Here is a 21,987-nt window from a genome sequence, read left to right as displayed (position 1 = left end):
AGAAGTCCGGGAGGCGGTGTCGGATCGGGGCGGCGGTGTTCGTAGCAGGGTGAGGGCGCCCGCAGGGGGCGTGACACCAAAGGAGATGACGTTCAGATGCAGTACCTGGTTTCCGTGATCGATGACAAGAGCAATCCCGGCAGCACGGACAGGCGGCCGGCCATCAGCGCGTTCAACGAACGACTGATCGCCGAGGGCTACTGGGTTTTCGCGGGCGGACTCGCGGACACCGACGCGGCCACGGTCATCGACAACCGGGGCGAGCAGGCGGTGTTCAGCGACGGGCCGTTCATGGAGTCGAAGGAGTACCTCGCCGGCGTCTGGGTGTGGGAGGTCCCCGATCTGGACGTGGCGCTCAAGCTCGCCACCGAGGCGTCGAAGGTCTGCGATCGGAAGATCGAGGTGCGGCCGTTCCAGTGACAGTGTCGTCGTGAGTGCCCGGACGAGCTCGCCCCTGAAGTTCTGGAAAAGATTTCGAAGGCGGTGTCGGACCGGGCCAGGGGCGTTCGTAGTGGGGGCGAGAGGCCGCCCAGGAGGGGCGCCCCGGGCACAGGAAGGACGCTCCTCATGACTACCTTGACGGAGCCGGTCGCGGTCACCACACGCCGCTCCAGTCGCCGGATGTGGGCGATCCTGGGGCTGGTCCTGCTTGCCGACGCTCTCGACGTGGTCGATGCGACGGTCACGAACATCGCGGCCCCCACCATCGCCCGTGATCTGGGCGGCGGCGAGAGCCTGATCAAGTGGTTGGGACCGGCGTACATGCTCGCCATGGGCGTCCTGCTCGTGGTCGGCGGGCGGCTGGGTGACAAGTTCGGCCAGCGCAGGCTGCTCCTGATCGGCATGGGCGGGTTCACCCTGGCCTCGGCGGTCGCCGGGTTCTCACCGGATCCGGCCCTGCTCATCGCCGCCCGGGTCGCTCAGGGAGCCTTCGGGGCGCTCCTCATCCCGCAGGGCATGGCGATCATGACGAAGGCGTTCAGCCGCGACCTGCTCGCCAAGGCGTTCGGGCTGTTCGGCCCGGTTCTCGGCCTCTCCAGCGTCGGCGGCCCGGTCCTGGCCGGATTCGTCATCAGCGCCGACCTGTTCGGTCTGTCCTGGCGTCCGATCTTCCTCGCGAACATCATCCTCGGCGCTGTCGGGCTGGTCATGGCCGCCAAGATCCTGCCGCGTGACGACGACGGCGACCGGTCCGCCGTCGTCGACGGCTGGGGCTCCGGCCTGCTCGCGGTGACCATGATCGGGCTGCTGTACGGCCTGATCGAAGGCTCGACCAACGGCTGGAGCGTCGTCCCCGTCGCCTCGATCGCCGTCGGCGTCCTGTTCTTCGGTGCCTTCGCCTACCGTCAGCGCACCGCAACCCACCCGCTCATCAAGCCCTCGCTCCTGAAGAACCGGGGTTTCACCTCCGCGATGCTCGTGGGCCTGGCCGTCTTCGCCGCCGGCACTGGCCTGATCTTCGTGCTGTCGCTGTTCCTGCAGGAGGGGCTGCACGCCAGCCCGCGGGGCGCCTCGCTCGGCCTGGTGCCGCTCACCCTGGGGCTCATCGCCGCCGGGTTCGCCGCCATGGGTGGCCTGGTGGCCAAGCTCGGTCGCACGCTCGTCGTCATCGGCCTCGCCGTCGTCCTCGCCGGTTGCGGCTGGGTCCTGGCGCTCGTCGCTCACTCCGGGACGAACGTCGGCCTCTGGGCGCTGACCCCGGCGCTGTTCGTCATCGGCATCGGCACCGGCCTCTGCTTCGTCACGATCCCCACCGTTGCTCTCGGCGACGCGAAACCTGACGAGGCCGGCAGCGCCAGCGGCTCGCTCAGCTCGATCCAGCAACTCGCTGCAGCGATCGGCTCGGCCGCGGTCACGTCGATCTTCTTCCAGGCCGCGACCTCCGGGCTGGCCCACGCCATGCAAGTCGCGCTTGTCGTCGTGCTGGCCGTCACCGCCCTCAGCCTCCCGGTCGTCGCCCTGATGCCCCGCAAGGCACCATCAGAACCCCAGCAGTGAGCAACCGGCGATCGCTCCGGCGGTCAGATGCTGTGCATGCTTGCGACCATCGCACTCTCCAAAGTGGATGAAGGCGCTCCACAGTCACAGCGGGTCAGCGGTGCCGGCGGTGGGGCGCGGGGGACTCATCGGTGAACATCTCAACCGCACCTCCTCTCGCCAGAGCTGACCACGCGATCGTCGCATCCCCCTACCGGTCGTGCGACCCGCAACGTTCCCGGTGGCTTGGTGGCCACGGTATCCTCCATCCGTGACGAACGGGCGGAGGCCCAGGCCGTCGGCGACGTCGCTGGATCTGGGCCTTCACCTTGCCAGGTTGCTGCGCCGGCCACTGGCCCGGTGGCTCAAGGTGGCGCCCGCCGAGATCGACGACGACCTGCGGCAGCCCCCGGCAACCTGGGACGACCTGGTCATCAGCCATGTGTTGCGGCTCATGGTCTGGGGCGTCGCCGCCGGAGGGTGCTTCGTGCTCGGCATCGCGTCGGCCACCGTCGAGCAGCTCGTGTCCGGCCACTCGGGCCAGCCGTCGGCCGCGTTGCAGGTGCTCTTCGGCACGGCGCTGGTCACCGCACTTCTCCACGGCGCGGCGTTCGTGCTCGTTGACCTGTCGTCAGCTCGCCGGGCCGGCCGGCGCGGCGCGGGGGTGAGCCGCCGGAACATGGCACCGGGCGGGCCCGTGGGTCTGGTCCGGGTGCTGCTGCGGCCCGGCAACCGGTACTTCCTGGTGGCCGCCGCGTTCTTCGCTGTGGCGGTGGTGAGCGTCAGCGGGTGAGACGCCGGTTGCGCCGCCACTGAAGCGCCGGGGGCCTCCCGCCGTACGACATCAGCGGGGTGAACCTCTGGGCGGTTCCGGTGTCGCCGCGTGCCTGCTCGCCCCGCCACGACCGGGGCTGGGCCGGTGCGCGCCGGTGCGGGGGCGCCGCCGGGCGAAGCAAGATTGGAGGTGGCGCCGCACGGGCGTCGCGTGGCGAGAGGAAGGACAGGTGTCGTGAGCATTTCCCGCCGCCTGGCCAATCTGTTCCGGATCAAGGCCAACAAGGCCCTCGACCGGGCCGAGGATCCCCGCGAGGTGCTCGACTACTCCTACGAACGCCAGCTGGAGATGCTGACGAAGGTCCGCCGCGGCGTGGCCGACGTCGCCACCAGCCGCAAGCGCCTGGAACTGCAGCTCGCCCAGCTGCAGCAGGCCGCCGACAAGCTGGGGGAGCAGGCCGCGCAGGCGGTCGACGTCGGCCGTGACGACCTCGCCCGCGAGGCCCTCACGCGCCGGGCCGCCGTCACCGCCCAGATGGATGACATCACCGCCCAGCGCGACGCGCTCAGCGGCGAGGAGGCCAAGCTCACCACCGCCGCCACCCGGCTGCAGGCCCGGGTGGAGGCGTTCCGCACGCGCAAGGAGACCATCAAGGCGACCTACACCGCGGCCGAGGCGCAGACCCGCGTCGGCGAGGCGGTCTCCGGCATCTCGGAGGAGATGGGCGACGTCGGGCTGGCCGTGCAGCGCGCCGAGGACCGCACGGCGCAGATGCAGGCCCGCGCCGGCGCGATCGACGAGCTGCTCACCTCCGGCGCGTTGCAGGACGCCACCGCGACGACCGCCGGCCGCGACGACCTGCAGGCGGCCCTCGACGCGGCGCGCGGCGACCAGGGCGTCGACCGCGAGCTCGCCGCACTCAAGGCCGCCCGGCCGGCGCAGGCCGTGGCGGGGCGCCCGGAGCCTCGCGCGGTGGGCGGGGGGCCGTCGGACGAGGAGGCCCAGCGATGATCATCAGAATTCTCGGCGAGGGCCAGTACCGCGTGCCGGAGTCGGCGCTGGGCGAGCTCAACGCGCTCGACGCCGAGGTACAGGCGGCCGTCGACGCCGGCGACCAGGCCACGTTCCGCGCCCGGCTGGGCGACCTGCTGGCCACCGTCCGCGCCCGCGGCACCGGCGTGCCCGACGCCGAGCTGACCGCCTCCGGTCTGGTCCTGCCCGGGCCCGACAGCGAGCTGGCGGATGTGGCCGCGCTGCTGGGCGACGAGGGCCTCATCCCGGGTTGAGGAGCCGGAGATGCGCACGAGGTTCCGCCCCGACCGCCGGCTGACGGCCCGGATGGTGCTGACCGTGTTCCTGCTCGGGCTGGTGTACGTGGCGTTCGTCGCCGTGCTCGTCAGCCTGCTGCGCTCGTGGGTGGCGATCGTGCTCATCGCCGGCGGCGTGCTGGCCGTGCAGTACTGGTGCTCCGACCGGATCGCACTGGCCGGCATGGGCGCGCGGATCGTCAACCCGCAACAGGAGCCGCGCCTGCACGGGATCGTCGACCGGCTGTGCGCCGCCGCCGACATGCCCAAGCCGCGCGTCGCCGTGGCCGATACCGACCTGCCCAACGCGTTCGCCACCGGCCGCAACACCGAGCGCGCGGTGGTGTGCGTGACCACCGGCCTGCTGCGCCGGCTCGACACGGGCGAGCTGGAGGGGGTGCTCGCCCACGAGCTGTCCCACATCGCCCACCGCGACGTGACGGTCATGACGCTCGCCGCGTTCCTCGGCGTCCTGGCCGGCATGGTCACCCGCTTCATGTTCTACTCGCAGCTCTTCGGCGGCCGCCGCCGTAACGGCGACCAGACGTACCTGCTGCTGGTGCTGGTCATGGCCGTCTCCGCGATGGTGTACGCGCTGAGCTTCCTGCTGATCCGAGCCCTGTCGCGCTACCGGGAGCTGGCCGCGGACCGCGCCGGCGCGACGCTGACCGGCCGGCCCTCCGTGCTCGCCTCCGCGCTGACGAAGGTGACCGGCGACATGGCCCGCATCCCGACCCGCGACCTGCGCACCGCGCAGGCGTTCAACGCGTTCTTCTTCACCCCCGCGGTCGGGCCGCGCCCGAGCCTGGCGACCCTGCTCTCCACGCATCCGAGCCTGCAGCGGCGGCTGGACCAGCTGGCGCAGATCTCGGCCGAACTCCAGGAGGCGGCACCGGAGGCATGAGATTCCTCGACGCGCTGCTGGGGCGCACGAAACCGGTCCAGCCCGACCTCGACGCCCTGTTCGCGGTCCCGGCCGCGGCCACCACCCTGCAGGCGGCCCTCGACCTCGTCGCGACCGGCGCCGGCGCCGTGTGCTTCAAGACGGCCGAGGGCCAGTCCGCCGCGCGGGCGCAGTCGGACGCCCTGGCGCTGCTCACCGCCGACCAGGCGGCGCAGGTGGCCGTCAGCCAGGACGAGTACGGCTACACCTGGATCGCCGGGCGGCACGACCCCGGCGACCTCGCCGGCCTCGTCACCGACCTGCACGCGGTCAACAGCACCCTCGCCGACGCCGGCTACGGCCCCAGCCTGCTGTGCACGGTCATCGGTTTCACCGGCGCCGACGGGCGCCGGCTCGGGCTGGTGTACCTGTTCAAGCGCGGCACGTTCTACCCGTTCGCGCCCACGGGGGCGCACACCCGCGACAACGCCCTGGAGCTCGAGGTCCGCGCGCAGCTCGGCGGCGAGCTGCCGGTCGAGGCCGACCTCGGCCGCTGGTTTCCGATCTGGACGACCCCGGCGCTGTAGGCCCGCCGGGGTACCATCGGCGGGTTCGTGCCGGCAGCGACGAGGGAAGTGCAGTGCGGTTCGGGGTCCTGGGGCCGTTGCTGGTCGTGCGCGACGGCGAGCCGGTCGCGCTCGGCGCCCCCAAGCAGCGCGCGCTGCTGGCCTTGCTGCTGCTGCGCCCCCACCGGCCGGTCACGACCGACTGGCTCGCCGACGCCCTGTGGGACGGCGCGCCGCCGCCGGGCGCGCCGGTGACGCTGCGGACCTACGTCGCCGGCCTGCGCCGCGCCCTCGAACCCGGCCGCGGGCCGCGCTCGCCGGGCCGGATCGTGCGCTCCCGCGACGGCGGCTACGAGCTGTGCGTCCCGCCCGAGGCGATCGACGCCGAGCGGTTCACCGCCCTCGCCGCCGACGGCGCCCGGGCGCTCGCCGGCGGCGATCCCGACGCGGCCGAGCGGTGCTACGCCGAGGCCCTGGCCCTGTGGCGCGGCGACCTGCCCGTCGCCGACCTCGCCGCGGTCCGCCCGGACGTCGCCCGCCTCACCGAGGCCCGGTTCGGCGCCCAGGAGGGCCGGCTCACCGCCGCGGTGGCCGCCGGGCGCCACGACGCGGTGCTGCCGGACCTGCGGCGCCTGGTCGCCCGGCACCCGGCCCGGGAGGCGGCGCGCGAGCAGCTCATGCTCGCCCTGTACCGCGCCGGCCGGGCGACCGAGGCGCTCGCCGCGTTCGACGCCGGGCGCCGGCTGCTCGCCGCCGACTTCGGCGTCGAGCCCGGCCCGCGGCTGCGCGAGCTGCACCGGCGCATCCTGACCCACACCGTCGCGGGCCCTGCCGCCTCCGTCGCGGGCCCTGCCGCCTCCGTCGCGGGCCCTGCCGCCTCCGTCGCGGGCCCTGCCGCCTCCGTCGCGGGCCCTGCCGCCTCCGCCGCGGCCCCCCGGACGCCGCTGGTCGGCCGGGACGCCGAGCTGGCCCGGCTGGCGGAACTGCTGGCGGCGGCCAGGCGCGACGGCGGCCGGGTCGCGATCGTCGTCGGCGAGCCCGGCATCGGCAAGACCAGCCTGGCCTCCGCGGTGGCGCAGCGGGCCGAGCGGGCGGGGGTCCCGGTCGTGTGGGGCCGCTGCCCCGACCTCGGGCAGGCGCCGCCGTTCTGGCTGTGGATGCAGGTGGTGCGCGATCTGACGGCGCTGCCGGGCGGCGGCGATCCGGGGGCGCGCACGGCCCTGGCCGGCTTCACCGCTGACGCGGCCGGCTTCACCGCTGACGCGGCCGGCGGCGGTGACGGGCCCGACCCGGCGGCCCGGTTCCGCGCCTACGAGGCCGTCGCCGCGCTCGTCCACGCGGCGGCCGGCCCGCGCGGGCTGGTCGTCGTCCTCGACGACCTGCACGCCGCCGACCCCGACTCGCGGCTGCTGCTGCGCTACCTGGCCACCGCCGTGCACCGCAGCCGGGCGCTGCTCGTCGTCACGGCGCGGCCCCACGACCACGACGCCGGGCTCGTCGCCACGCTCGCCGACCTGGCCCGCGCCCCGGGCGGGCAGCTGCGCCTGGAGGGCCTCGGCACCGCCGCCGTGGCCGACCTGGTGCACGAGCGGACCGGCGCGGCGCCGGCCGCCGGGCTCGTCGAGCGGCTGCTGCACCGCACGGGCGGCAACCCGTTCTTCCTCACCGAACTGCTCGCGCCGGCCGGGCCGCCCCACGAGCACGACGCGCTGCCGCCGAGCGTGCGCGACGCCGTCCGGCTGCGGCTGCACGCGCCCGACCCGGCCACCCGTGAGTGCCTGGACCTGCTCGGCGTCGCCGGCCGCGAGCTCGACCTGCGGCTGCTGAGCGCGGCCGGCGGCACCGACGCGGCCGTGCGGCTGGCCGAACCGGCCGCCGCGCACCTGATCGCCGGGGCCAGCCCGGGCGCGGTGCGCTTTCGCCACCCGCTGTTCGCCGAGGTCGCCTACGCCGAGCTGGCCGTGCCGCGCCGGGCCGTGCTGCACGCCCGGCTCGCCGGCGCCGCCGCGGCGATGCCCGGCCTCGGCGGGCTGACCGCGGCCGAGCTGGCCCGTCACTACGGCCAGGCGATCGGGCTCGGCCACGGCGAGGACTTCCTGCGCTGGACGCTGCGGGCCGCCGACGAGGCCACGTGGCGGCTGGCGTACGAGGACGCCCTCGCCCATCTCGACCGGGCCGCCGAGCGGCTCGCGCCCGGCGCCGCCACCTCCCCGGAGGCGGCCGAGGCCGAGCTCGCGGTGCAGCTGCACCGCACCTCGCTGCTGCAGATCACCGCCGGCGTGGGCAGCGACGCGGTCGAACACGCCGCGGCCCGCGCCCGCTCGCTGCTGCCGCTGGCCGGCCCCGGCGCCGACCTGCGCACCGCGCTGTGGACCCTCGGCGAGGTCGCCTGCAACCGCGCCGAGTTCGCCATCGCCGCCGACCTGGCCGACCGGCTGACCGCCGCCGCGCCGCACGACGACCCGCTGCTCGGCGCCGCCGGGCCGTACCTGCAGGGCGTCGTCGCCTACTTCACCGGCCGCCTCGCCGAGGCCGACGCGCGGCTCACCGCCGCCGTCGAGCGGCTGCGCACGGTCGAGGCGCGACGGCTGCGCGGGCAGATCGGGCGCACCCCGACGCTGTCGCCGTACAACTTCCGGGCGCTGGTGCGCTCACTGCGCGGCGACCGGCCGGCGGCGCGGGCCGACCTGGCGGCGGCGCGGGAGCTCGCCGAGCGCGCCGACGATCCGTACGGCCGCGGCAACGCGGTGCTCTTCGCGGCCTGGACGGCCCTGCAGGAGCGCGACGCCGCCGCCGGACGCGAGGCCGCCCGGCGGTGCCGGGAGATCGGCGCGCGGCAGCACATCGCGCACTTCGTGGGCATCGGGGAGTTCCTGGAGAGCTGGGCGGCGGTGCACGGCGGCGAAGCGGCGCGGCTCGGCGCGATGCGGGCCGCGGGCGAGGCCATCTACCGCCACGGGCTGCGCTCCACCCGCACGATCGCGATTGCCGCGATGGCCGACGCGTATCTCACCGCCGGCGACCGGCGCACCGCCGCACAGCTCGCCGACGAAGGCCTCGCCGCGGCCGACGCCGTCGGCGAACGGGTGCTCACCGCCGAGCTGCGCCGCGTGCGGGGCCTGGCCAGTGGTGACGAGCGGGACCTGCGCCACGGCGCCGCGATCGCCGCCGAGCAGGGTGCCGGGCTGCTGGCGGCCCGCTGTGGAGCACGGCCTCAACAGGATCTCAACAGCCGCCCTCTTGCCTAGGGGGCATGGACTTCGACGTCGTCGTGGTGGGCTGCGGGCCGGTCGGCGCGCTCACCGCCAACCTGCTCGGCACCCGCGGCGTGCGCACCCTGGTCGTCGAGCGCAGCACCGAGCCGCACCGGCAGCCGCGCGCCTTCTCCTGCGACGACGAGGCGCTGCGGGTGTACCAGCAGGCCGGGCTGCGCGACGAGGTGGCCGCGGACATGTACCCGCCGCCGGTCGTCGACTACGTCGGCGGCGACGGCCGGCCCTTCGCCACGATCGCCCTCGACGAGATCGACTTCGGGCTCGGCGGCGCGCCCCTGCACTTTTTCGACCAGCCGCGCCTCGAGGCGACACTGCGCGGGGGCCTCGACCGGTTCCCGCACGTGACCCTGCGCACCGGGGCGGAGCTGACCGGCCTGACCCAGAACGACGACGGCGTCACGCTCGCGCTGCGCGACGTCGCGACCGGCGAGGCCGGGCAGGTGCGCGCCCGCTACGTGCTCGGCTGCGACGGCGCCCGCAGCGCGACCCGGACCGCCGCGGGCATCCGGCTGGCCGGCACGTCGTACGAGGAGCCGTGGCTGGCGGTCTCCGGCGACGTCGCGGACGGCGGCGTCCGGCAGCCGCGGACCCGGTTCGTCTGCGACTGGCGCCGCCCCGCGTTCGTCTCGCCGGGCGCCTTCGGCACGTACCGCCTGGAGTTCATGCTCCGCGACGGCGAGACGTCGCAGGAGATGACCCGCCCGGAGACGATCGCCCGCCTGGTCGCCCCGTACGTCGACCCGGCCCGCTTCAGCGTCACCCGCGCCGTCGTCTACACCTTCCACCATCTGATCGCACAGCGCTGGCGGCACGGGCGGGTGCTCCTGCTCGGCGACGCGGCCCACCAGATGCCGCCGTTCCTGGGCCAGGGCCTGTGCAGCGGCCTGCGCGACGCCGCCAACCTCGCCTGGAAGCTCGCGCTGGTCCTGGACGGCGTCGCGGGCCCGGACCTGCTCGACACGTACGAGGCCGAGCGGCGCCCGCACACCGAGGCGATGGCGGCCACGAGTGTCCGCCTGGGCAAGGTCTTCCTGGTCCGCAACCGCTACGCCGCCGCCGCGCGCGACGCGCTGCTGCGCACGGTGCAGACCGTGCCCCGGGTCCGCCGGTTCGTGCGGCACTTCGAGTTCAAGCCCGCCCCGGCGCTGGCCGGCCGCGCCGCTCGGGGCCCGATCGGCACGATGTTTCCCCAGCCGCAGGTCACGACCGCGGGCTCGGCGGCCCCGCGGCGGCTCGACGACGTGCTCGGCCCGGCCTTCGCGGTCATCGGCCCGGCCGTGGACGAGCGCACGGTGGCCGCCTGGGCCGGTCCCGCCGCGACGTTCGTCCGGGTGCTGCCGGCCGCCTCGTCCGGGTCGCCGGTCGCCCCGGCCCACGGCGTGGTCAACGTGGTCGACACCGAGGGCGTGCTCGGCGCCTGGTTCGACCGGCACGGCGTCGCCCTGGCCGTGCTGCGCCCGGACCGCTTCGTCCACGGCGCCGGCCCGCACGCCGAGCCGCCCCGCCTCGGCCCGGACCGGCGGCGAGCCGATGCGCCGGCCCCCGGCTGAGCCCCGGTCAGGGTACGAGCGCGGCACACCTGATGTACGGCTTCAGTGCAGTACAACCTTGAGCAAGATCATCACGACGCCGAACATCCCGGTGGCCGCTGCCGAGGCCAGGCGCTCCGGGCCGGTGAGCTGGCCGTGTCGACCCACGTCCCAGCCGGCCAGGCACAGCAACAGCGTGCTGCACACCAACGCCCAGATCACCGCGAGGTACAGGTCGATGCCCGTCAGGCGCAGCACGACGAGGACGGCCACGGGCAGGGCGGAGGCGGTCACGATTTCCCAGCCGGTGGTCATCTGTTGCCGCACCTGGCGCCATGCCGGCCGATGGCCTTCGTGGATGCGCTCCGCCACCAGCCGGGCGTAGCGCTCGGCGCTCCAATAGACGATGAGGGTGACCGCGACCGCCACGACGAGGGCCGTCGCCGAGCCGGCGTGGGAGGACGCCATGACGGCCGCGCTGACGATGACGCCGTAGATTCCGGTCGCCGTACTCTCCTTGTCCGCACCGGCCAGGCGAACGCGTCTTGCGATCGAATGCCGGCGACGTCCGGCGGATGCGGAGCTCGGGGCACCGGTCGACGCGGGCATGTCTCCAACCGCAGCCCGCCCGGCCGCCGGCCACCTCACCCGGGCAGGCTGGACGTCGCGCTCACCGGTCGAGTGCGCAGGGTGAGGGCCCGTGAGAAATCGCCCATGGCGGCTCGCGATCACCGGTTCGATCGCCGGCTTGCGGGGGAGGTGGCGTGGGGCTGCACATTCAACGCTGGAGGGGTGCGTCATGGCGGACGAGGATGACATCTTCGACGTGGTGGTGATCGGCGCGGGGCCGGTCGGGGTGACTGCCGCCGCGCGCGCCGTACGGGGTGGCCTGACCGCGGCCGTGGTCGAGGAGCGCCTGGCCGGCGGCGAGTGCGAGTACTACGCGTGTGTGCCGAGCAAGGCGCTGCTGTGGCCGATGGAGCTCGCGGCCGAGGTGGAGCGGATGCCCGGGCTGCACCTGCGCGGCCCGATCGACACCGCCGAGGTGCTGGCCCGCCGCGACGAGACGGTCTCCCACCGCGACGACGGCCACGTGGTGAACTCGATCGAGAAGTTCCCGGCGACGTTCGTGCGGGGCCACGGACGGCTGGCTGGGCCGCTGCAGGCCGAGGTCGTGTCGGCGGGGAACGGCATACGCACGCTGCGGGCCCGGCACGCCGTCGTCGTCGCCACCGGCAGCAAGCCGGCGATTCCCGCCCTGCCCGGGCTGGCGGAGGCCCGCCCGTGGACCAACCGGGAGGCGACCAGCGTCCAGCAGGTACCCAAGCGGCTGGTCGTGATCGGTGCCGGGCCGGTGGCCTGCGAGATGTCCCAGGCCCTGCACTCCCTCGGCGCCCAGGAGACGACCGTGCTCGTGCGCGGCGAGCGGCTGCTCGCCCGGGCCGAGCCGTTCGCCGGCGACATGGTGGCGCGCTCGTTCCGCGAGTCGGGCATCGACGTGCGGTTCGGCCGCTCCGTCGTCCGCGTCGAGCGGCCGGTCCCGGGCGGCCCGGTGACCGTGCACACCGACGACGGCGCGCGGATCGACGCTGACGAGATCCTGGTCGGTGCCGGCCGCTGGCCGGCGGTCGACGACATCGGGCTGGAGACGATCGGCCTGCGCGTGGACGGCCCGCTCGAGGTCGACGCCAGCATGCGGACCACCGCCCTCACGGACGGCTGGCTGTACGCCGTCGGCGACGTCAACGGCCGTAACCTGCTCACCCACATGGGCAAGTACCAGGCCCGGGTGTGCGGCGACGTGATCGCCGCCCGCGCCAACGGCACCCCCGACGACGCACCGGGGCTGCGCGACACCGCCGACGACCGGGGCGCCCCCCAGGTCGTGTTCACCGAGCCGCAGGTGAGCATGGTGGGGCGCACGGAGGCGCGGGCCCGCGCCGACGGCTTCACCGTCCGGACCGTGGAGTACGACATCGGCGACGTCACGGGCGCCGCGGTCCGCGGCGTCGGCTACACGGGCCGGGCGAAGCTGGTCGTCGACGAGGACCGCCGGGTACTGCTCGGGGCCACCTTCGTCGCCCCCGACATGGCTGACATGCTGCACTCGGCCACCATCGCGGTGAACGCGGAGGTCCCCCTCGACCGGCTGTGGCACGCCGTCCCGCCGTTCCCGACCGTCAGCGAGATCTGGCTGCGCCTGCTGGAGCAGTACGGCCTGTGAGGGCCGTGGCCGGCGGCGGTCGCTCAGCCGCCGAGCCGGCGGCGCAGAGCGGCGGCCTCGCGGCGGCGGCCGGCGCGGTCGAGCAGTTCGGCATTTCGCCCATCGGTGCAGTCCGCACCACCTGAAGGCCGGCGGCCACCGGCAGGGGCGCCGCGGCCGCCTCAGATGACGCAGCTCATCACGCAGGCGGGCTGAATACGCTACGCGAGGGGTTTGCGGGGCGGCACCGGGGAAGTGCTCTCACGCGCCACGGCCGCCCCGTGGGTGAGCAGGGCCAGGAGTCAGCGGCAGGAGATCCGGTCCGAGGTGGGTCATGAGAATGCGCACCGCCGTCGCGGGTATGTTCCTCATCGTCGCCGTGGTGCTTTCGGTCATCCTCGTGGGGCGACTGCACCATTGGAACGGCGCATCACGACACAACAGTTCCCCGCGACCGAGCGGTGCGGCGAAACAGTCCGGGTTCCATGTGAAGAACGGGCGTCTCTACGACGCCAACAACCACGAGTTCGTCATGCGTGGCGTGGGTCAGAACCACGCGGTGTTTCCGGAGAAGACGCCCCGGATGTTCAGCGACGTCAAGGCGATGGGCGCCAACACCGTACGGGTCGAGTTGTCCACCGGCGTGGTCGCGAAACGCAACGACGCGGCCGACGTCGCGCACGTGATCAGCCTGTGCCGGCAGAACCGCCTCATCTGCGTCTTTGTGGTGACCGACACCACGGGGTGGGGTTACCGCCCGGAAGCCATTCCGCAGGCGCGGGCGGTGGACTACTGGATCAGCATTCGCAGGGCGCTGATCGGCCAGGAGAAGTACGCCATCCTCGACGTCGCGAACGAACCGTACGTCCTGGACAACTTCCGCACCTGGCCCGGCGACACGATCGACTCGATCCACCGCCTGCGCCAGGCGGGCATCCGCCACACCCTCATGGTCGATGCGCCCGACTGGGGTCAGGACCTGTCGTTCACCATGCGCGACCACGCCGCCGACGTCTTCGCCGCCGACCCGGAGCACAACACCGTCTTCTCCATCCACGTGTACGGCGCTTTCAGCCGGGCCACGAACATCCACGACTATGCCGGCCGGTACCTCAAGGCCAAGCTTCCCCTCGCGGTGACCGAGTTCGCGTACACACACCAGGACGGCGACGTCGACGAGGACGCGATCATGTCCGAGGCGCAGGCGCAGGGCATTGGCTATCTCGCCTGGTCCTGGAGCGGCAACAGCGGAGACGTCAGCAACCTCGACATGGTGAACCAGTTCAACGCCAAGTCACTCACCTGGTGGGGCCGGCGAGTGTTCGACGGCCCCAACGGCATCCGGCAGACCTCCCGAGAGGCGACCGTCTACACGGGGACCGGGCGTCGTCCCGGCTGACCGTGATCGAATCGGCGGCTGCCCGCATGGGACGTGGGGTTTTGCACCCGGCTGCCGATGCGTGCGGTCGAAACTCACGGCGGTACGCCGGCATGGTGTGCGCCAACCTGGGGAGTGGGCCATGGTGATGCTGCGCCCGCGGGTGACTGCTCCGGTCGTCGGCGCGGTCGGCTTTGCCACTCGGATGGCGGGCTGGCTGACCGGCGGGGGCCGTGACGTGTGGGCGCGGCCAGGCCGGCTGTACATCGAGACGCACGGCGTGCACGGGGCGGACGGTGCGCGGGTGGCTCGCCGGGTGGAGCGGCTGTTGGAGCGGCATCCGGGGGTGGTGTGGGCGAGGGTGAACGCGCCGGCCTGCCGGGTGGTGGTCGAAGTGGCCGATCCGCCGCCGCCGCGCCGGGAGTTGGTGGCGCTGGTGGGGCGCGCCGAGGCCAACCCGGCGAGCGTGGACGAGGAGATCGCCGAGGAGGAGCTGCAGCACCCTGCCGAGGGTCCGCAGCACACCGGCGTCCTGGCGAACCTGGCGGTCGATGCGGTCGCGCTAGGCCTGTTCGGCCTTACCCGGGTGGTCCCGTGGGCGCCGCTGCCCGCCGAGTTGGCGGGCCTCGTGTCCGTCGTCGAGCTGCATCCCTCGTTACGCGAGTTCGCCGCCAGACGGCTGCACGGGCAGGAGCGGGCGGAGTCGCTGGTTTCCATGGCCGCCGGGTTGGCGCAGGCCCTCGCGGCCGGTGGGTCGAGCGTGGTGGTGGACATCGCCGAGCGTGTCGGCCTGTGGCGGGAGGCCCGCGCGGATCAGCGGTCGTGGCGGGCGGCGGAGCCGCGGCTCATCAGGGGTCCGGAGGATGCCGGGGCCGACCCGGTGGCGGTCGAGCGCCCGCGCCCGCTGCCGGACGGACCGGTGGAGCGTTACCAGCGACGGGTACTGATCGGTGGGGCGGCCCTCGCGGCGGCGGCTGCGCCGCTGGTCGGGCTGCGGCGCGCGGCGGCGGCGGGGATCGCGACGCTGCCCAAGGCGGCCGAGGCGGGTCGTGGGGCGTTCGCTTCGCAGCTGGGGCTGATGCTGGCGCGCAGCGGTGCGCTGGTGATGGATCGGGCGGTACTGCGCCGCCTGGACCGGCTGGACACGCTGGTGCTGGACGGCGCGGCGTTGCGCTCGGGTCGCTGGGCGCTGACCGAGCTGGTTCCGCTCGCGGGTGCCGACACCGACGAGGTGGCCGAGCACGGTTCCGCGCTGTTCGCGGCCGAGAACCCCTGGGACGTACGGGCGGCCGGCGAGTGGACGCTGGCCCCGGTCGAGGAACTGCAACTGCGCGGACGCACGGGGGTCCGGCAGCGGCGAGGGCTGGCGGACACCGGCGCCGAAGTGGTGCTGGGTCTGGCCCGCCGGAGTCGGCTGGAGGCGGTGCTGGGCGTCGAGGCGGATATCGCACCCCGGCTCGACACGGTCATCGGCGCGGCCCGCCGCGCCGGGCTCAGGATCGTGCTGGCCACCGACGAGCGGCGGCCGCGGGCCGACTACGCCGACGCCGTGGTGGAGCGCGGCGGGAGCCTGGTAGGCGTGGTGCGCGACATCCAGGCCGCCGGCGGGGCCGTCATGCTGCTGTCCGGGGACCGGCGGGCGCTGGCCGCGGCTGACTGCGGGCTCGGCGTACACGTCGACGGCTCACCGCCGCCGTGGGGCGCGCACGTGCTGATCGGAACCGAGCTGGGCCCGGCGGCGCTGCTCGTGGAGGCGGTGACCGCGGCCCGTGCCGTGGACCGGGACTGCATTGTCCTGGCGCAGGCGGCCACCGGCGTCGCCGCGCTCGCCGCGCTGAGCGGTGGGTCCACGCGGTCTGCCGCCCGCAGCCTCGGCGTCGTCAACGTCGGTGCGGCGCTGGGAATCGCCGATGGCGCCTGGCGTGCGCACCGATCCCGGCCGGCGCGTCGACGCTGAGCGGTGCCCCCTGCCGCGCGATCGCCTCGGCGGCACTCCTCCACGAGCGCGAGCATGTGGCGCGACCTGCGCGGACGAGCTTTCGGCAAGGACAGGGCCGGGCGTCAGCCGCGCCAGCGGGGGACCACGACGCGCTCGACGATGCGCATCGCATGGCGCAGGCGGGTGTGGTCGGTGGTCACGCCGTAGACGGAGGCGAGCTCGCTGAACGTGCCCATGTCGACGTCGACGGTCTCTCCGTGGGCCTTGCACGGTACGACCCGCCACACGCCCTCCACGGCGCGGACCTGGTCGAGGCCGTCGAGGCCGTCGAGCGTGCCCGAGCCCGCGGCGAACGCGGAGATCTGGTAGCTCACGGTGCCCGGTCCGTGCCGCATGCGGTCGGCCTCGGCGAGGGCGGTCGCGGTGTCCCCGAGCGCCGCGGCGAGGGCCATGCGCACCAGGTCGGCGCCGGTCGAGGCGTGGATGATTTTGGCGGTCTCGCCGCCGAGCCGGCCGTTGACCTCGATGACGACCGGGCCACGGGCGGTCAGCTTGATCTCGGTGTGGCACAGCCCGACGGTGATGCCGAGCGCGTGGACGGCCGCCTCCGCCTCGGCCTCCACGGATGCGAGGCGCTCCGCGGACAGGGTGCTCGGGAAGAAGATGCCGGTCTCGCGGAACGGGGGCGTGACCGGCATCCGGCCGATCGCGCCGAGATGGTGGACGGTGCCGTCGAGCACGAGCGACTCGACCGAGACGTAGTCGCCCCACGCGGGCCCGGCGATCTCGGGGTCGCCGATGATGCGCTCCTCCAGCGTGAAGCCGCCGTAGCGCTCGTGCAGCCCGGCCACCGCGGCCAGCGCGGCGGCGAGGTCCTCCCGGTCGCCGATGGCGTAGGTGTGGCGGCTGCCGTTGCTGCGGCGGGGCTTGAGCACGGCGGGGAGGCCGACGTCGGGTGCCTCGGCGCCGGGGACGACGGCGGCGAAGCGCGGCACGGCCAGGCCGGCGGCGCGCAGCGCCTCGCGCTGGGCGAGCTTGTCGGTCAGCCGCACCGCGGTGGCCGGGGAGTGGAAGGGCCGGCCGACCGCCTCGGCGACCGCCGCAGTGAGGCGCAGCGCCGCATCGGAGAAGGTGACGACACCGTCGATGCGGTGATCCCGCAACGCCGCGGCGAGCGCGGCCCGGTCGGCGCCGGCCGGCACGGTGACCGTCTCGACGAGGTCGGACAGCAGCGGCAGCAGGTCGCGCACGTGCGGGACGGACGGGTCACACACCAGCAGCGGCGTCGCGAGACCCTCGGCGGCGAGCAGGATGTCGGACGGTGACGCCGAGCCGTGGTCGTAGACCACCGCGAGCCGACCGCTCTCCATGACGCCGACGGTAACAGCACGCCCGGCCCCGCGTTGCCCCGTGACGGCGTTGACGCCCACCGATTGTTGCCATAGCGTTGGGTCGTCCATCTGATCCGGGGGGAGTGGATGCAAGTGAGTGTCGCGACGCCTTCGGCCGGTCCGCCACACACCCCCCGCCCCAGAGTCTCCGACGCCACCCTGCGCGACAGTGCGCACATGCCCGGCGTCGACTTCACGCCCCAGGACGCCGCCGTCATCGCCGGTCTGCTACGCGATGTCGGCATCGACGCGATCGAGGCGGGCATCGTGTCGGGCGCCGACCCGTGCGACACCGAGCTGTGCCGCGCGGTGCTCGACGAGGTCGGGCCCGAGCGGGCCATGACGCTGATCCTCGCGCGCAACCGCGAGCAGGTGCGCCGCGATCTCGAGCTCGTCGCCGCGCTCGGCTTCACGTCGGTCATGGTGTCGGTGCCGACCTCGCCGTCGCACGCGCGGCTCAAGCTCGGCACCGACAGCCGGCGGCGGGTGACGGCGCTGGCGACCGCGTCGATCGCCGAGGCCAAGGCGCGGGGGATGGTCACCACGTTCAGCGCCGAGGACGGCGCGCGCACCGATGTCGGGTTCCTGGAGGAGTACGTCGCGGCGGGCGCCGAGGCCGGGGCCGACCGGTTCCGCTTTGCCGAGACCGTGTCGGCGCTGCGGGTGAACGACGCCGCAGAGATCGTCGGGCGGCTCGTGCGGGCCGTGCCCGGCATCGAGGTCGAGATCCACTCGCACAACATGCTCGGCCTCGCCGTGGCCAACGCCCTTGCCGCCGCCGAGGCGGGCGCGCACTGGATCTCCGCCACGGTCGGCGGTCTCGGCGAGCGCGGCGGCAACACGCCGCTGGCCGAGGTGCTCGCGTGCATGTGGCGGTTCTGGGACGACCGGCGCTACGACCTGTCCCGGCTGACCGAGCTGACCCGCGAGGTCGCCGCGCGCGGCGGCTCCGCGTTCAGCGGCAGCGCCGGCCCGACCGCCGAGCACGCGTTCCGCTACGAGATCGCCGGGCAGTGGAGCCACCCCGAGGACTTCGAGGCGGTCCCGGCGGAGCTGGTCGGCAACGCCCGCGACGTGCGGGTGCGCCGCCGCCTGCGGCCGGCCCTCCTGCGGGCCTGTCTGCCCGCCGAGCTGCTCGACGGCCTCGACCTCGACGCCGTCGTCGCCGGCATCCTGGCGCACGATCTTCCTGACGGCACCGCCACGCTCAGCCTGGCGGACCTGCGCCGGGCCGTCGCCGGCTACGCCGGCCGCGCCGCGGACACCGGTCCCTCGCGCGAAGCGGACGCCCCGCAGGAGCAGGAGACGGCCGCCCCGCGGCAGAGGGAGCTGGTATGAGTGCCACCGCGGTGTGCCCGGAGTGCGAGTTCGCGTTCGACGCCGGCGACCTGGAGCCCGGCGAGACCCTGGCCTGCCTGGAGTGCGGGCTGACGCTGCAGGTGCTCGGCCGCGGCGACAACGGCGTCGAGCTGCGGATGATCGAGGCGGATCTGCCCGACTGGGGCCAGTAGCAGCAGGAGATCACCGCGGGGGTGAACGGTGAACGTCACGACGGAAGGCACGCGGCACGGCGCGGCACTGCGCATCGGCGGGTGTTCCGCGGTCGAACTGGCCCGGGAGCACGGCACCCCGCTGTACGTCTACGACGAGGACGGTCTGCGCCGGCACTGCCGCGACTATCGGACGGCCCTGGCGGCGGCGTGGCCGCGGACGACCGTCGCCTACGCGGTCAAGGCGTTCGGCGCCGCCGCGATGCTGCGCCTGGCTGTCGAGGAGGGCCTGGACCTCGACGTCGCCTCCGTCGGTGAGCTCGCCACGGCCCGGCACGCGCGGGTGCCGGGGGAGCGGATCACCTTCCACGGCGTGGCGAAGCGGCCGGAGGAGCTGGCGGCGGCGGTGCGCGCCGGCGTGGGCACGGTGGCGGTCGACGCCGTCGACGAGGTCGCCGACCTGATCGACGCGTGCCGGAGCGCGGGGGCGCGCCAACGCGTGCTGCTGCGCGTCAACCCGGGCACCGACGTGGCGACCGACGCCCGCTACCGCACCAGCGGCGACGAGACCAAGTTCGGCCTGCCGATCGCCGACGGATCGGCGCGCGCGGCCCTGCGGGCGGCGCTCGCATCGCCCTCCCTGATCGTCGAGGGCGTGCACTTCCACCTCGGCTCGCAGTTGATGACCGCGGGGCCGTACGTCGACGCGATGCACCGGGTCGCGGCCTTCCTCGACCGCGACGCGCAGGGCTGGCGGCCCGCCCGGATCGTGCTCGGCGGCGGGATGGGTGTGCGCTACGGGCCCGGCGCGCAGGCGCCGACGCCCGCCGAGTGGGCGGCCGCCCTGGTGCCCCCATTCGCCGAGCTGCTCGCGCCCCGGTGCGCGGACGGCGTCTCCCTGGGCATCGAGCCGGGCCGCTCGGTGGTGGCCGCGCACGGGTGGACCCTGTACCGCGTCGGCGCGGTCAAGCCCCGCTCCACGCCGGGCGAGGCGACGGTCGTGGTCGACGGCGGGCTGTCGGACAACCCGCGGCCGCTGATGTACTCCGCGACGCACGAGGTGCTCGCCGCCGCCGCGCCCGCCGCCGCGGCGACGCTGCTGGCCCACGTCTACGGCCGGCACTGCGAGACCGACCTGCTCTTCCCAGCCGTGGCGCTGCCCGGCCTCCGGCGCGGCGACGTGCTCGCGGTGCGCGCCACCGGCGCCTACACGCACAGCATGGCCAGCAACTACAACCGCTTCCCGCGCTCCGCCGTGGTGTTCGCCCGCGACGGCGTGAGCCGGGTGGTGGTGCGCCGCGAGACGGCCGAGGACCTGCTGCGGGCCGAGGTGCCGGCGTGAAGGTCGCGATCGTCGCCGACCGCATCGGCTGGGAGGAGCGCCGCCTCATCGACGCCGCGGGGGCGCGGGGGCTCGCGGCGTTCTGGCTCGACGACGGCGACCTGTGCGCCGGGCCGGCGGCCGAGGGCGTGCCGCCCGCCGACCTGTACCTCGTGCGCAGCCGGGGGTACACCCGCAGTGCCGTGCTGGCCGGGCTGCTCGGCGACCGCGACGAGCGGGTCGTCAACACCGCGGCGGCGATCGCGATCTGCCAGGACAAGCTCGCCACCGCGCGGGCGCTGCACGCCGCAGGCGTCCCGGTGCCGCCGTTCCGGGTGGTGCTGACCCGCCGCGACCTCGCCCGCGCCCTCGGCGAGCTGGGCCTGCCGTGCGTGCTGAAGCCGATCCTGGGCGGGCTGGGCCGGCGCGTGCTGCTCATCCGCGACCGCGACCTCGCCGACGCGGCCTACGACTACGTCGAGCAGTTCGCCGGGGGGTTCGACCGGGTGCTGCTCGCGCAGCCGTTCCTTCCCGGCGGCGACGAGCGCGCCTTCGTGGTCGGCGGCCGGGTCGTCGCCGCCTACCGGCGGGTCGCCGGGAGCGATTGGCGCGCCAACCTGGCCACCGGCGGGGCGGCGGAGCGCATCGACGCCGACGCCGAGCTCACCGCGCTGGCGACCGCGGCGGCGGGCGCGACCGGGGCCGAGATCTTCGCCCTCGACGTGCTGCGCGACGCCGCCGGTCGGCGGTTCGTCAACGAGATCAACCACGTGCCGCAGTTCCGCGGCGGGGCCGAGGCGACCGGCGTCGACCTTGCCGCCGCGGTGCTCGACCACCTTGCGGGCCACCGGACCGTCGCGTGACGACCGGCGTGGGCGTGATCGGGGCGACCGGCCTGCAGGGTGGCGAGCTGCTGCGGCTGCTGCGCGATCATCCGGAGTTCGCGCTGCGGCACGTGTCCCGCTCGGCCGACGGCCCGGCGGTCCCGATCGGCGACGTCCACCCGCACCTCGGGGACGGTCCGTGGGACGGCCTGCCGCTCGGACCGGCCGACGTGCGGGCGGCCGCGCGCGACTGCGCCGTCGTCTTTCTCGCCACCCCGCCCGAGGTCTCCGCGGCGCTCGCCCCCGCGCTGCTGGCCGAGGGGGTCGCCGTGGTCGTCGACCTGAGCCCCGCGTTCCGGCTGTCCCGGCCCGCCGCGCACCGGCGCTGGTATCCGCGCGTGCCCCGCGCCGAACCGGTACCGGCCGTCTACGGCCTGCCGGAGCTGCATCGCGCGGCGCTGCCCGGCGCCCGGCTCATCGCCGTGCCGGGGTGCCTGGCCACCGCCGCGATCCTCGCGCTGCTGCCGCTGCACGGGCTGCTCGCGCGGCTGGGCCTGCGGCTGGCGAGCATCACCGTCGACGGCAAGGCCGGTTCCACCGGCGCCGGGGCGAGCGGCGGGTCGGCGCACGCGCTGCGCGCCGGGACGGTGGCGCCCTACGCGCCGAGCGGGCACCGGCACGCCGCGGAGATCACCGAGGCGCTGACCGGGCAGGGGCTCACCACCACCGACGGCGGGTTGCGGCTGGGCATGTCGGTCTTCGGCGTCGACCTCGTGCGCGGGGTGTCGGTCGCCGTGCACGCGAGCGTCGATCGTCCCCGCGCCAGCCGGCGGGGCATCGCGGTGGCCGAGCACTACGCCGAGTTCTACCGCGCCGAGCGGTTCGTGCGGGTGCGCGAGTGGCGGCGCGGACCGGTGCCCCTGCCCGATCCGAAGGCCACGACCGGCTCGAACCACTGCGACGTCGCCGCGTTCCACGACCTCGAGGCCGACCGGCTGGTGCTCGTCGCCGCCCTGGACAACCTCGTCAAGGGCGGGGCCGGCCAGGCGCTGCAGGCGTGCAACGCGCGCTTCGGGCTGCCCGAGGACCTGGGCCTGACGGCCGCGCCGCTCTATCCGGCGTGAGGTGG

General features: G+C 74.8%; 19 protein-coding genes. 17 read left to right on the top strand and 2 right to left on the bottom strand.

From position 1 onward, the window contains the following. Positions 1–96 precede the first annotated feature (96 nt). From ABD352_RS11560 to ABD352_RS11520, 9 genes are all read left to right on the top strand, one after another. Positions 97–420: a YciI family protein gene (locus ABD352_RS11560; protein WP_344612287.1), complete on the top strand. Its 324-nt coding sequence runs from the start codon at positions 97–99 to the stop codon at positions 418–420. Between the two features lie 147 nt (positions 421–567). Further along, positions 568–1,998: an MFS transporter gene (locus ABD352_RS11555; RefSeq protein ID WP_344612286.1), complete on the top strand. Its 1,431-nt coding sequence runs from the start codon at positions 568–570 to the stop codon at positions 1,996–1,998. Between the two features lie 316 nt (positions 1,999–2,314). After that, on the top strand, positions 2,315–2,770 hold the full coding sequence (locus ABD352_RS11550; RefSeq protein WP_344612285.1) for a hypothetical protein: 456 nt from the start codon (positions 2,315–2,317) through the stop codon (positions 2,768–2,770). Between the two features lie 216 nt (positions 2,771–2,986). Then, a complete protein-coding gene (locus ABD352_RS11545) occupies positions 2,987–3,763 on the top strand; it encodes a PspA/IM30 family protein (RefSeq protein ID WP_344612284.1) in 777 nt (258 codons plus the stop codon). Beyond that, complete coding sequence (pspAA, locus tag ABD352_RS11540; protein WP_344612283.1) at positions 3,760–4,038, top strand: PspA-associated protein PspAA; 279 nt, start codon at positions 3,760–3,762, stop codon at positions 4,036–4,038. Before ABD352_RS11545 ends, pspAA begins: the two co-directional genes overlap by 4 nt. Before the next feature lie 10 nt (positions 4,039–4,048). After that, the gene (gene htpX, locus ABD352_RS11535; RefSeq protein ID WP_344612282.1) at positions 4,049–4,963 is read left to right on the top strand and encodes a zinc metalloprotease HtpX; all 915 of its coding nucleotides are present in this window, start codon (positions 4,049–4,051) and stop codon (positions 4,961–4,963) included. Next, entirely contained in the window at positions 4,960–5,529 is a 570-nt protein-coding gene (gene pspAB / locus ABD352_RS11530) for a PspA-associated protein PspAB (RefSeq protein ID WP_344612281.1), read from the top strand. Before htpX ends, pspAB begins: the two co-directional genes overlap by 4 nt. A 53-nt stretch (positions 5,530–5,582) precedes the next feature. Continuing rightward, the gene (locus tag ABD352_RS11525; RefSeq protein WP_344612280.1) at positions 5,583–8,756 is read left to right on the top strand and encodes an ATP-binding protein; all 3,174 of its coding nucleotides are present in this window, start codon (positions 5,583–5,585) and stop codon (positions 8,754–8,756) included. 5 nt (positions 8,757–8,761) lie between these two features. Continuing rightward, the gene (locus ABD352_RS11520) at positions 8,762–10,333 is read left to right on the top strand and encodes a bifunctional 3-(3-hydroxy-phenyl)propionate/3-hydroxycinnamic acid hydroxylase (protein WP_344612279.1); all 1,572 of its coding nucleotides are present in this window, start codon (positions 8,762–8,764) and stop codon (positions 10,331–10,333) included. Between the two features lie 42 nt (positions 10,334–10,375). On the opposite strand, the gene ABD352_RS11515 is transcribed toward ABD352_RS11520, so the two are convergent. Beyond that, on the bottom strand, positions 10,376–10,780 hold the full coding sequence (locus ABD352_RS11515) for a hypothetical protein (protein WP_344612278.1): 405 nt from the start codon (positions 10,778–10,780) through the stop codon (positions 10,376–10,378). 331 nt (positions 10,781–11,111) lie between these two features. Here ABD352_RS11515 and ABD352_RS11510 point away from each other — a divergent pair, with 331 nt between their 5' ends. The 3 genes from ABD352_RS11510 to ABD352_RS11500 all read left to right on the top strand — a co-directional run bounded on the left by ABD352_RS11510 (position 11,112) and on the right by ABD352_RS11500 (position 15,850). Continuing rightward, positions 11,112–12,536 carry a dihydrolipoyl dehydrogenase family protein gene (locus ABD352_RS11510; RefSeq protein WP_344612277.1) on the top strand — a complete coding sequence of 475 codons (1,425 nt, stop codon included), beginning with the start codon at positions 11,112–11,114 and terminating at the stop codon, positions 12,534–12,536. A gap of 313 nt (positions 12,537–12,849) precedes the next feature. Then, complete coding sequence (locus tag ABD352_RS11505) at positions 12,850–13,914, top strand: cellulase family glycosylhydrolase (RefSeq protein WP_344612276.1); 1,065 nt, start codon at positions 12,850–12,852, stop codon at positions 13,912–13,914. 121 nt (positions 13,915–14,035) lie between these two features. Beyond that, complete coding sequence (locus tag ABD352_RS11500) at positions 14,036–15,850, top strand: hypothetical protein (RefSeq protein WP_344612275.1); 1,815 nt, start codon at positions 14,036–14,038, stop codon at positions 15,848–15,850. Positions 15,851–15,954: 104 nt separating this feature from the next. Here the strand turns inward: ABD352_RS11500 and ABD352_RS11495 are convergent, their stop codons facing one another. Continuing rightward, a complete protein-coding gene (locus ABD352_RS11495; protein ID WP_344612274.1) occupies positions 15,955–17,202 on the bottom strand; it encodes an ATP-grasp domain-containing protein in 1,248 nt (415 codons plus the stop codon). Between the two features lie 108 nt (positions 17,203–17,310). On the opposite strand from ABD352_RS11495, the gene ABD352_RS11490 reads away from it, so the two are divergent. The 5 genes from ABD352_RS11490 to argC are packed head-to-tail and all read left to right on the top strand — an operon-like array spanning position 17,311 to position 21,982. Then, positions 17,311–18,561: a hypothetical protein gene (locus ABD352_RS11490; RefSeq protein ID WP_344612273.1), complete on the top strand. Its 1,251-nt coding sequence runs from the start codon at positions 17,311–17,313 to the stop codon at positions 18,559–18,561. After that, positions 18,558–18,734 carry a hypothetical protein gene (locus ABD352_RS11485; RefSeq protein WP_344612272.1) on the top strand — a complete coding sequence of 59 codons (177 nt, stop codon included), beginning with the start codon at positions 18,558–18,560 and terminating at the stop codon, positions 18,732–18,734. Before ABD352_RS11490 ends, ABD352_RS11485 begins: the two co-directional genes overlap by 4 nt. Positions 18,735–18,762: 28 nt before the next feature. Beyond that, positions 18,763–20,055, top strand: a complete 1,293-nt coding sequence (lysA, locus tag ABD352_RS11480; protein ID WP_344612271.1) for a diaminopimelate decarboxylase — start codon at positions 18,763–18,765, stop codon at positions 20,053–20,055. Continuing rightward, a complete protein-coding gene (locus ABD352_RS11475) occupies positions 20,052–20,897 on the top strand; it encodes an ATP-grasp domain-containing protein (RefSeq protein ID WP_344612270.1) in 846 nt (281 codons plus the stop codon). Before lysA ends, ABD352_RS11475 begins: the two co-directional genes overlap by 4 nt. After that, positions 20,894–21,982: an N-acetyl-gamma-glutamyl-phosphate reductase gene (gene argC, locus ABD352_RS11470; protein WP_344612269.1), complete on the top strand. Its 1,089-nt coding sequence runs from the start codon at positions 20,894–20,896 to the stop codon at positions 21,980–21,982. Before ABD352_RS11475 ends, argC begins: the two co-directional genes overlap by 4 nt. Positions 21,983–21,987 lie beyond the last annotated feature (5 nt).

This window comes from Dactylosporangium salmoneum (assembly GCF_039532525.1).
GTDB lineage: Bacteria > Actinomycetota > Actinomycetes > Mycobacteriales > Micromonosporaceae > Dactylosporangium > Dactylosporangium salmoneum.
This window is presented reverse-complemented; position numbering and strand designations above follow the sequence as displayed.

Excerpts from the sequence above, each read along its gene's own strand:
- ABD352_RS11560 (WP_344612287.1), top strand. The coding sequence starts at position 97 with ATGCAGTACCTGGTTTCCGTGATCGATGACAAGAGCAATCCCGGCAGC.
- ABD352_RS11555 (WP_344612286.1), top strand. The coding sequence starts at position 568 with ATGACTACCTTGACGGAGCCGGTCGCGGTCACCACACGCCGCTCCAGT.
- pspAA (WP_344612283.1), top strand. The coding sequence starts at position 3,760 with ATGATCATCAGAATTCTCGGCGAGGGCCAGTACCGCGTGCCGGAGTCG.
- htpX (WP_344612282.1), top strand. The coding sequence starts at position 4,049 with ATGCGCACGAGGTTCCGCCCCGACCGCCGGCTGACGGCCCGGATGGTG.
- pspAB (WP_344612281.1), top strand. The coding sequence starts at position 4,960 with ATGAGATTCCTCGACGCGCTGCTGGGGCGCACGAAACCGGTCCAGCCC.
- ABD352_RS11520 (WP_344612279.1), top strand. The coding sequence starts at position 8,762 with ATGGACTTCGACGTCGTCGTGGTGGGCTGCGGGCCGGTCGGCGCGCTC.
- ABD352_RS11515 (WP_344612278.1), bottom strand. The coding sequence starts at position 10,780 with ATGGCGTCCTCCCACGCCGGCTCGGCGACGGCCCTCGTCGTGGCGGTC.
- ABD352_RS11510 (WP_344612277.1), top strand. The coding sequence starts at position 11,112 with ATGGCGGACGAGGATGACATCTTCGACGTGGTGGTGATCGGCGCGGGG.
- ABD352_RS11505 (WP_344612276.1), top strand. The coding sequence starts at position 12,850 with ATGAGAATGCGCACCGCCGTCGCGGGTATGTTCCTCATCGTCGCCGTG.
- ABD352_RS11500 (WP_344612275.1), top strand. The coding sequence starts at position 14,036 with ATGGTGATGCTGCGCCCGCGGGTGACTGCTCCGGTCGTCGGCGCGGTC.
- ABD352_RS11495 (WP_344612274.1), bottom strand. The coding sequence starts at position 17,202 with ATGGAGAGCGGTCGGCTCGCGGTGGTCTACGACCACGGCTCGGCGTCA.
- ABD352_RS11490 (WP_344612273.1), top strand. The coding sequence starts at position 17,311 with ATGCAAGTGAGTGTCGCGACGCCTTCGGCCGGTCCGCCACACACCCCC.
- ABD352_RS11485 (WP_344612272.1), top strand. The coding sequence starts at position 18,558 with ATGAGTGCCACCGCGGTGTGCCCGGAGTGCGAGTTCGCGTTCGACGCC.